Source organism: Lampropedia cohaerens (assembly GCF_001005215.1).
GTDB classification, from domain to species: Bacteria; Pseudomonadota; Gammaproteobacteria; order Burkholderiales; family Burkholderiaceae_C; genus Lampropedia; species Lampropedia cohaerens.
This window is the reverse complement of record NZ_LBNQ01000037.1, coordinates 132,309-141,973: the sequence shown is the minus strand read 5'-3', so window position 1 is coordinate 141,973 and position 9,665 is coordinate 132,309. Positions and strand designations below refer to the sequence as shown.

Sequence of the window (9,665 nt, the reverse complement as noted above, 5' to 3'; positions counted from 1 at the left end):
TGACCTGCCCCCAGTTTTAGTACCGTTTCCTAGTTAGTAGGCCCTGGGGTTGATGTTAGTTTTTCATGTCGGGGTTGCTGTTGGCTTGCCCTCCAATGCGCAGCGAATTCTGCCGGGGTGTGATTCCCGATAGCGCTGTGCGGTCGGTGTTCGTTGTAGTCCCTTCGCCAGGCCGCGATGCGGATTCTGGCCTCGGCCAGTGAGCAGAACCAGTGCTCATTCAGGCATTCATCCCGAAACTTGCCATTGAATGATTCGATGAACGCATTCTGTGTCGGCTTGCCAGGCTGAATCAGCTTCAGCTTGATGCCGCGCTGATAGGCCCATTGATCAAGAGCCTTGCCGGTGAATTCGGGGCCCTGGTCGGTGCGGATTGCCTTGGGGTAACCGCGGAATCGGGCCATTTCATCTAATGCGCGAGTAACACGAAAGCCGCTGATGCCGTGATCCACAAGAATACCCACCACCTCCTTGGTGAAATCATCGACCACCGTCAGACATTTGATCCTACGTCCCGTACTGAGTGCATCGAAGACGAAGTCCATCGACCATACCTGATTCGGCGCGCTCGGCAGACTCAGCCGCTCGCGCTCTACGGCGACACCGTGGCGGCGCCTCCGGCGCTTCACCATCAACCCGGCAGCCCGGTACAGGCGATAGATCCGTTTAGGGTTGACCTGCATGCCAGCCCGCCGCAGCAGGATATGCAGGCGCCGATAGCCAAAGCGCCGACGCTCCTGTGCCAGCTCCATAAGTTGGGATTGCAGCCTGGTGTTTTGCTCGCTGGAACGGGGTTGATAGCGCAGCACCGAGCGAGACAGCCCGATCAGCTGACAGGCACGGCGCTCGGAGATACCGGTTCTGGCCTGCATCTCCTGCACCGCCTCCCGCCGTGCTGTCGGGCTTACCCTTTTCCCCGGGCGACCACCTTAAGTGCCTCGATATCCAGATGGGCTTCGGCTAGCAGCTTCTTTAGCCGGCTGTTCTCCAGCTCGAGATCCTTGAGCCGCTTGGCGTCCGGCACGGTCATGCCACCGAACTTGGCACGCCAAGTGTAGAAGGATGCATCACTGAAGCCATGCCGCCGGCACAGCTCCTTCACCGGCACGCCGGCCTCTGCCTGCTTAAGAAAGTCGAGAATCTGTTCTTCTGTAAAACGCTTTTTCACTACCGTCTCCTGCTCGGAAAACGGACTCTACTAAGTTCGGCGTGGTACTGAAATCGGGGGGCAGGTCACTCATGCACGACGCCACCAGCCCACGCCCACAGCTCAGGCTCGCCATAGCGCCTGGTGTGGCCTCTTCGAACCTAGCTGCATTGCTTGCCCTGCAGCGCGCGGAGGAGCCCGAAGTTTTTATGGAATTTAATGAGGTTACGACGAGCGATCTCATTACAGGCCTCTACAAACGGCGCTTCGACGTCGGCCTTTCTCTGAAGCAGGTGAGCGATTCTTCGCTGAAGAGTCTTTCTCTTTGGTTTGAGGCGACAGCTCTTGCCACGCCGCTGGGATACCCACTGCTCCGGCAGCAGTCAATCAGAATAGACGAACTTAAGGAGCACTCCGTGTTTCGATGGAAGGCCGAATATTCTCCTTCGCTGGACCAGTACCTGTCCTCCATGTCATCAACGGAAAGGCCGAATGTCCAGCATGTCAGTTCTTTTGAGATGTTGTTGCTCTGGGTCGCAGCTGGATATGGCGTAGGGATTTCTTCGCGATCACGCATCGAAACCGCTAGCCAGTGCGGAATCTGCACGCGTCCAATAGCCGATGGCCCCTACGAGGTCATTACGCACCTGCAGCGACTCTCGGGACAGACGAATCTTGTAGCTGATCGATTTGAGCTTAGAGCCTTGCGAGTTGCCGAGGCGCGTAAAGCATGACAGCCACGTGCGGTGCCCGCCCTTGCCGGTGGATTTGCAGTGGATGCCGGTTCGGGCCAAGGCGCCGTCCAGACGCATCAATTCATCCTGGAAACTGACCTTGATCAATTCAACTCCCCACAACTTCCAATAGTATGTCCACATGATCGGCTTAAGGCGCCTTCTCGCAAGATGGAGCCGCTGGATTACCAGCGGCCTAGTCGTAACCTTGCTTTTCTCGCAGGTTGCGATGGCGATGTACGTCTGTCCCAAGCCAGACCCGAGGGCATCTGTGGAAACCACGCAAATGCGTGCCACGATCTCGATGCAGCAGGCTGACAAGTTGCCAATGTCGGATTGCACCGGCATGCCTGATTCCATGGACAGCGAAGCGCCACAGTTGTGCCACGCTCATTGCAGTGGCGATCGGGAGTCGGCGCTTTCATGGCAGGGGCTGGACATTCAGTTTCTCGCGGCGCACGTGATGTGGCTCGCCAACTCGCTGCCCGGGTTGGTTCTCGACCGGGTAGCCCTCAGGCGGCACGTTACCTACATTCCTCCCAATCCCCGCGCGGGCTTTCCGCCGATCTACCTCACGTTCCAAGTCCTGCGGAATTGATTTATGTGTCCGTGCTCGCCGCGCACCGATGCGGCAGACCACGTGATTTCGTGAACACCAATTCCGAGGACAACCATGTTTACTCCCTTTTTTGGCGCCCCCGAGGGATGCTCTGAACAATTCCTCGGCGACAATAGCGCAAGGTTCGACGGATGACGACGATGCAGCTGAGCTTCGGGGACGCGGAACACACGGGCAAGCGGAAGAAGACGCGACGCGAGATCTTCCTGGCGGAGATGGAGCAGGTTGTGCCGTGGAACGCATTGCTGGCGCTGATCGCACCGCACTACCCGAAGATGGGCCAGCGTGGCCGGCAGCCGTACGCGCTGGCGACGATGCTGCGCATCCACTTCCTGCAGCAGTGGTACGCGCTCAGTGACCCGGCCATGGAAGAGGCGCTGTACGACACGGCGGTGATGCGCCGCTTCGCCCGCCTCAGCGGGCTGGACAACATTCCGGACGAGACCACGATCTTCAGCTTCCGCCGGCTGCTGGAGACGCATGATCTGGCGCCGCAGCTCCTGGAGCGCGTGAACGCGCACCTGGCGCGCAAGGGCCAGAGCTTGAAGGCCGGCACGATCGTGGACGCCACGATCATCGCGGCGCCGAGTTCGACCAAGAACAGGGACGGCAAGCGCGATCCGGAGATGCACCAGACGAAGAAGGGCAACCAGTGGCACTTCGGGATGAAGGCGCACATTGGCGTGGACGAGGAGTCGGGCCTGGTGCACCACGTGGAGTGCACGGCGGCGAACGTCAACGACGTGACGCAGGTGCACAAGCTGCTGCACGGCAAGGAAGACACAATCTGCGGCGACAACGGCTACACGGGCGCGGACAAGCGCGAGGAGCTGCAAGGCGTGGAGGCTGCGTTCTGGATCGCGGAGAAGCCGTCGAAGCTTCGTGCGATGAAGAACAAGCGTGATCGCAAATACGCCGAACGCTGGGAGCACTTCAAGGCCAGCCTGCGGGCGAAGGTGGAGCATCCGTTCCGAGTGGTGAAGCGGCAGTTCGGTTACACCAAGGTGCGCTATCGCGGGTTGGCGAAGAACACGGCGCAGGTGTTGACGCTGTTCGCGCTGTCGAATCTGTGGATGGCGCGGCGACGTCTGTTGCTGCCGACGGGGTAAATCCGTCTGTTGGACGGGGAAAGCCGTCGAAAAGCGTCAGAAACGGCGCAAAATCCATCATATCGAGGTCGACTTGGCGCCTTGACGCTGAAATCCAAGCATCAGAGCGCTTTGATCAGACCTTCCCGAGGGGCGCCCGTCAGCGTACGGCCGAGGCACAACGCCGGCCTCGATGCGATTGCATCGTCTGAAAGCTATCAGCATCGCGTTGGCAGGCAGTGCGCTTGTTTCGCCTGTGGCCTACGCCCTCGATTTTGCTGAGGCACGCCTTATCGCGGAGCAGCAGAGCCCGCGCATAAGCGCGCAGCAGTTGCAGGTCAACGTCGCCGAATCCGTGCAGAAGGCAGCAGGCTCGCTGCCCGACCCCAAGCTCTCGCTCGGCATCGAAAACTATCCCATCAGCGGCATGGATCGCTGGAGCATGACGCGCGAATCCATGACGATGCAGCGCCTGGCGCTCATGCAGGAAGTGCCCAACAGGGCCAAGCGCGACGCCCAGGTCGCCAGTGCGCAGGCGCGTGTGGATCGAGAGCGCGCGGCGCTGGTTTTGCAGCGATTGCAGATCCGCCAGGAACTCAGCCTGGCGTGGATCGCCGCGCAGGCGGTGGAGCAACGGGAGATACTGCTGACGGAACTGCTCGCGGAGAACCAGCGCCTGCAAGACAGTCTCCCCGCTCGCGTCGCCGGCGGCACGGCCCAGACTGGCGACCTGTTGGTCGCGCAACAGGAGGCGCTGACACTCACGGACCGCCGTGACGATCTACAGCGGGACCGGGCCAAGGCCAGGGCCGCATTGCGGCGCTGGGTGGGCTCCAGGGCCGACGAAGCACTGCAAGGCGATCCAGGCCCGCTCACTCACCCCGTCGCGCAACTGCGCACAGAACTGGCGAATCACGCGGAGCTTGAACTCTATCCGGCGATGCAAAGCATGGCCCGGGCCGAGTCCCGCGAAGCCCAATCAGAGACCCGCGGCGATTGGGCCTGGGAGATTGCCTATAGCCGGCGGGATCGCCGATGGGGCGACATGGTGTCATTCCAGGTGACATTCGATCTGCCATGGCAGAAGGATCGACGCCAAGTGCCCATGATCGAGGCAAAACGGCACGAGTTGGAGCGTCTGGACGCCGAACGCGAAGACGTGGCGCGGCGTCATTTGCAGGAGCTGGACGACAGCGCCGCCGAACTCCAAGCGTTGAACAGCCAGATCGACCGCCTGCAGACCGCAGGCTTGCAGCTGGTACGGAACCGAGCGGCGCTTGCGTTGAGCAACTACCGATCCGCCAAGGGGGACCTGAGCGCTGTGCTCAGTGCACGCGCCCAGGTACTGGAGACGCGCATGCGTCTGATCGACCTCGGAGCGCAGCGCGACAGCCTCGTCGCCCGACTGAACAGCCTGATCGCGGACTGAGTGGAGACCCTCGCCATGAACACCTCTTCGAGAAACATCCTTGCCGGCTTGACGCTGATTGCTGCCGGTATTGCCGTTGGATGGAGCGTCGCCCAATGGCGCGCCGGCCACCTCAGCGGCTCCCCCGCTGCCACCATTGCAAGTGCTCCGACCGAGCGCAAGGTGCTGTATTGGTACGACCCGATGGTGCCGGCCCAGAAGTTCGACAAGCCCGGCAAATCGCCCTACATGGACATGGCGTTGATGCCGAAGTACGCAGATGAAGACACTCAGGACAGCACGGGCCTGAGCGTGTCGGCGCAAGCGGTGCAAGCCCTGGGCCTGCGTACAACCGAAGTCGTGCAAGGCAAGATCGGCGCAGATGTGAACGTCGTGGGCACCGTGCTGCTCAACGACCGCGACGTCAGCATCGTGCAGGCGCGGACCGCTGGCTTCGTCGAGCGTGTCTACGCACGGGCTGCGGGCGACGTGATCGCAGCAGGGGCACCGCTGCCTGACCTATTGCTGCCGGAGTGGATCGCCGCACAGCGCGAGTTTCTCTCGGTTCGCGCGATGGGCGACGCACCGTTGACCGCAGCTGCCCGCCAACGGCTGCTGCTGCTCGGCATGCCGCAAGCCCTGATCGCCCAGGTGGAGCGCACAGGCGAGCCCAAGGGGCTGTACACGGTCACAACACCTCAAGGCGGCTTGGTGGCCGAACTGATGGTGCGTCAGGGCATGACGGTTTCCGCCGGGGAAAGCCTGGCCCGGGTGAATGGCTTGGCCACGGTGTGGATCGAAGCGGCTGTCCCCGAAGCACAAAGCGGGCCATTGCAGGTCGGCCAAACGGCGCAGGTCCGGCTGGCGGCGTTTCCCGGTGAAGTGCTCCAGGCGCGCATCGTGAGCATCCTGCCCGAAGCCAACCGCGACACCCGTACGGTGCGAGTGCGGCTTGAAATGGCCAATCCCGGCCAGCGCCTGAAGGCCGGCATGTCCGGCCAGATCGCGCTCAAAGGCAACGAACAGCCCGCGCTGCTTGTTCCCAGCGAGGCGGTCATCCGCACCGGCAAGCGCGCACTGGCCTATGTGGTCGATGGACCCGGCAAGTTCCATCCCGTGGAGGTCCAGGTGGGCGCGGAGGTAGGCGATCAACTGGTGGTCAACGGCGGGCTCGCGGCGGGACAGCAGGTGGTGGCCTCGGCGCAGTTCCTGATCGATTCGGAAGCCAGCCTGCGGGGCGTGCTGCCTGCAGGTGCCGCGGCGTCCGCGCCTGCATCGCCGCACAACGGGCACGGCACCTCGTCGCCACCGGCCGCGGCCACCAACGCTTTCGTGGTGCGCGGCGTGATCGAGGAGATGTCGCCCACCGAGCTGACGCTGGCGCACGAGGCCGTGCCAGCCCTCCAATGGCCGGCCATGACCATGGGCTTCAAGCTGAGCAGCCCGCAGCTCGCCGCGGGTCTTTCGGTTCGGCAGCAGGTGCGATTCACCTTCTCCAAGCAAGGTGAGGACTACGTGATCACCGCCATCGAAAAGGTGCAGCCATGATCGCCAAACTGATTCGATGGTCGGTGGCCAATCGCTTCCTGGTGCTGCTGGCCACCGCCATGCTCACGGCATGGGGCGTGTGGGGCGTTCGCAGCACGCCCGTGGATGCGCTGCCGGACTTGTCAGACGTGCAGGTCATCATTCGCACCAACTACCCAGGACAGGCGCCGCAGATCGTCGAGAACCAGGTCACCTACCCGTTGGCCACCACCATGCTGTCGGTGCCAGGGGCCAAGACCGTGCGCGGCTTCTCGTTCTTTGGCGACTCGTTCGTCTATGTCTTGTTCGAGGACGGAACCGACCTGTACTGGGCCCGCTCACGGGTACTGGAATACCTGAACCAGGTCCAGGGCCGATTGCCCGCCACGGCGAAGCCGGCCCTGGGTCCGGACGCCACAGGCGTCGGCTGGATCTTCCAGTACGCGCTCGTGGATCGCACGGGCAAGAACGATCTGGCGCAACTGCGTGCGTTGCAGGACTGGTTCCTGAAGTTCGAACTCAAGAGCCTGCCCAACGTGGCCGAAGTGGCATCGGTGGGGGGCATGGTCAAGCAGTACCAGGTCGTGCTCGACCCGATCAAGTTGGCGTCCTATGGCCTCAGTCAGGCTCAAGTCCGCGATGCCCTGATGGGGGCCAACCAGGAGACCGGCGGCTCCGTCCTGGAATTGTCAGGCGCGGAGTACATGGTCCGCGCGAGCGGATACCTCAAGACCCTGGACGAGTTCCGGGAGATCCCCTTGACGGCACGCGGCGGTGTGCCGGTGCGGCTGGGGGATGTGGCGACGCTCCAGATAGGCCCGGAGATGCGGCGTGGCATTGCCGAACTCGACGGAGAAGGCGAGGTCGCCGGCGGCGTGGTGGTGCTGCGCTCCGGCAAGAATGCCCAGGAGACGATCGCTGCCGTCAAGGCCAAGCTCGCGGAGCTGCAGGGCAGCCTGCCGCCGGGCGTCGAGATCGTCACCAGCTACGACCGCAGCGCGCTGATCGAGCGGGCCATTCGCAATCTCACGACCAAGCTGGGCGAAGAGTTTCTGGTGGTGGCGCTGGTCTGCGCACTGTTCCTTTGGCATCTTCGTTCTGCGCTGGTGGCCATCATCTCGCTACCTCTGGGCGTGATGACGGCGTTCCTGGTCATGCGCTACCAGGGCATCAACGCCAACATCATGTCGCTGGGGGGGATTGCCATCGCCGTGGGGGCGATGGTGGATGCAGCGGTGGTGATGATCGAGAACGCCCACAAGAAGCTGGAGGCTTGGCAGCACGCGCACCCGGATCAACGACTGCAGGGCAAGGAACGGTGGGACGTGATCACACAGGCCGCAGAGGAAGTCGGTCCTGCGCTCTTCTTCTCGCTGCTCATCATCACGCTCTCGTTCATCCCGGTCTTCACCCTAGAAGCGCAGGAAGGCCGGCTGTTCGGCCCGCTGGCGTTCACCAAGACCTACGCGATGGCCGCGGCCGCAGGGCTGTCAGTGACGCTGATTCCCGTACTCATGGGCTACTGGATTCGCGGGCGTATCCCGGATGAGCAGAAGAACCCCATCACCCGCATCCTGATTGCAGCCTACCGGCCAGCACTGGAGTGGGTACTGCGCCGGCCTAAGGCGACGCTGCTGATCGCCGTGCTGGCCTTGGCGACCACGGCCTGGCCCTTGGCGCGGCTCGGCGGTGAGTTTCTGCCGAGGTTGGACGAAGGGGACCTGCTCTACATGCCCTCGGCCCTGCCGGGACTCTCGGCGCAGCGCGCCACGGAGTTGCTGCAGCTGAGCAACCGCATGATCAAGACCGTACCTGAAGTGGACAAGGTGTTCGGCAAGGCAGGACGGGCCGAAACTGCGACCGATCCGGCGCCCCTTGAGATGTTCGAGACTACGGTGAAGCTCAAGCCCAGGGAACAATGGCGTCCAGGCATGACGCCCGAGAAGCTCGTGGAAGAGCTGGATCGTGCCGTGAAGATCCCGGGCCTGTCCAATATCTGGATTCCCCCTATCCGCAATCGCATCGACATGCTGGCTACCGGCATCAAGAGCCCGATCGGGGTGAAGGTGACCGGCAACGACCTGGGCGTGATCGATCGCATCGCTGCAGAGGTCGAGCAGGTCGCCAAGGGCATTCCCGGCGTGACGTCATCCCTCGCGGAGCGCTTGACGGGCGGGCGCTACGTGGATGTTCAGATCGACCGCGTAGCCGCCGGTCGCTACGGCCTGAACATCGCCGATGTCCAGGCCGTCATCGCCGGCGCGGTGGGTGGCGAAAACGTCTCGGAAACGGTCGAGGGGCTTGCCCGCTTTCCGATCAATCTGCGCTACGCGCGAGAATGGCGTGATTCACCACAACGGCTGGCAGAACTACCCATCTTCACGCCGATGGGTCAGCAGATCACGTTGGGGACCGTGGCACGCATCGCGATCACCGATGGGCCGCCCATGCTCAAGAGCGAGAACGCACGGCCCTCCGGTTGGGTCTATGTCGATGTGCGCGGCCGTGATCTAGCCTCGGTGGCCAACGAACTGCGCGATGCCATCGGGCAGCAGGTCAAGCTGGAGCCGGGTGTGAGCATCACCTACTCCGGGCAGTTCGAATACATGGAGCGGGCCAATGCACGCCTGAAGGTTGTGGTGCCTGCCACCCTGTTGATCATCTTCGTTCTGTTGTACCTGACCTTCGCGCGTGTGGACGAAGCGGGCTTGATCATGGCGACCTTGCCCTTCGCGCTCACGGGGGGCATCTGGTTCCTGTACCTGCTGAACTACAACCTGTCCATCGCCACCGGCGTGGGATTCATCGCGCTGGCAGGTGTGGCGGCGGAGTTCGGCGTGGTGATGCTCATCTATCTGAAGCAGGCCTTGGCGGAACGTTGCCCCGATGGACGCGACCCGACGCGAGAAGAACTGCTCGATGCGATCCGGGAGGGTGCCGTGCTGCGCGTGCGGCCCAAGGCGATGACCGTCGCCGTCATCCTGGCGGGCCTGGTACCCATTGTCTGGAGCAGCGGTACGGGCTCGGAGGTCATGAGCCGCATCGCAGCCCCGATGCTTGGAGGGATGGTGACCGCTCCGTTGCTGTCGCTCTTCGTGATTCCGGCTGCCTACATGCTGATGCGTAAGCCGCGCTAACGTTG

At 62.8% G+C, this 9,665-nt stretch carries 7 protein-coding genes; 6 read left to right on the top strand and 1 reads right to left on the bottom strand.

The window, feature by feature from the left end; translation table 11 throughout:
- Positions 1 to 29 precede the first annotated feature (29 nt).
- Positions 30 to 1,168, bottom strand: a protein-coding gene (locus tag AAV94_RS12660; RefSeq protein WP_156167861.1) for an IS3 family transposase whose coding sequence is annotated in 2 segments (ribosomal slippage) — positions 30 to 919 and positions 919 to 1,168 — 1,140 coding nt in all. Because the reading frame shifts where the segments join, the coding sequence is not laid out codon by codon here.
- Between the two features lie 71 nt (positions 1,169 to 1,239).
- Here AAV94_RS12660 and AAV94_RS14730 point away from each other — a divergent pair.
- The 6 genes from AAV94_RS14730 (at position 1,240) to AAV94_RS12625 (ending at position 9,660) form a co-directional block, all read left to right on the top strand.
- On the top strand, positions 1,240 to 1,881 hold the full coding sequence (locus AAV94_RS14730; RefSeq protein WP_013391828.1) for a LysR substrate-binding domain-containing protein: 642 nt from the start codon (positions 1,240 to 1,242) through the stop codon (positions 1,879 to 1,881).
- Positions 1,882 to 2,167: 286 nt separating this feature from the next.
- Complete coding sequence (locus AAV94_RS12645; protein WP_006226245.1) at positions 2,168 to 2,479, top strand: hypothetical protein; 312 nt, start codon at positions 2,168 to 2,170, stop codon at positions 2,477 to 2,479.
- A gap of 161 nt (positions 2,480 to 2,640) precedes the next feature.
- Complete coding sequence (locus AAV94_RS12640) at positions 2,641 to 3,609, top strand: IS5 family transposase (RefSeq protein ID WP_046742584.1); 969 nt, start codon at positions 2,641 to 2,643, stop codon at positions 3,607 to 3,609.
- A 172-nt stretch (positions 3,610 to 3,781) separates the two neighbouring features.
- Complete coding sequence (locus AAV94_RS12635; protein ID WP_013391831.1) at positions 3,782 to 5,017, top strand: TolC family protein; 1,236 nt, start codon at positions 3,782 to 3,784, stop codon at positions 5,015 to 5,017.
- Between the two features lie 15 nt (positions 5,018 to 5,032).
- Positions 5,033 to 6,544 carry an efflux RND transporter periplasmic adaptor subunit gene (locus tag AAV94_RS12630; RefSeq protein WP_013391832.1) on the top strand — a complete coding sequence of 504 codons (1,512 nt, stop codon included), beginning with the start codon at positions 5,033 to 5,035 and terminating at the stop codon, positions 6,542 to 6,544.
- Positions 6,541 to 9,660 carry an efflux RND transporter permease subunit gene (locus AAV94_RS12625; protein ID WP_016445091.1) on the top strand — a complete coding sequence of 1,040 codons (3,120 nt, stop codon included), beginning with the start codon at positions 6,541 to 6,543 and terminating at the stop codon, positions 9,658 to 9,660. The genes AAV94_RS12630 and AAV94_RS12625 overlap by 4 nt, the downstream gene beginning before the upstream one ends.
- The last annotated feature ends 5 nt before the right edge of the window (positions 9,661 to 9,665 follow it).